Origin of the sequence: Mesorhizobium sp. M4B.F.Ca.ET.143.01.1.1, assembly GCF_004792275.1 — a bacterium.
Taxonomy (GTDB): Bacteria; Pseudomonadota; Alphaproteobacteria; order Rhizobiales; family Rhizobiaceae; genus Mesorhizobium; species Mesorhizobium abyssinicae.
Genome location: NZ_SRSR01000390.1, coordinates 1 through 279, shown reverse-complemented (window position 1 = coordinate 279; position 279 = coordinate 1). Strand labels below are relative to the sequence as shown.

The following is a 279-nucleotide window of genomic DNA, read 5'->3' as shown; positions in this document are numbered from 1 at the left end:
GGTGCCGATCCCGCAATAGTTAAGAAGGGTATTACCCTTGCCGGGCGCCCCATAGCCGCAGATCGTCTTGCCTTCGTTCTTCGCCGAAATCAAGAAGCTGAGTAGGGCGCGCTTAGCGCCGTAGGCCCGCTCGGCGAATGACGTGTAGGTCTTCATCTGCGTGAGGCCGCCGGTCGCCTCTCGCTCGAGCAATCCAGCCACAGCTGGCGCCGGGCGATGGACGCTCTCAACCCGCGCCAAATATACTCGCAGCGAGCCTCCGTGCGTGGGCAGTTCCTC

At 62.7% G+C, this 279-nt stretch carries 1 protein-coding gene; it reads right to left on the bottom strand.

The features are described from left to right. Positions 1-279: methyltransferase C-terminal domain-containing protein (locus EN786_RS37475; protein WP_348642276.1), on the bottom strand; the 279-nt coding region annotated here is incomplete at both ends.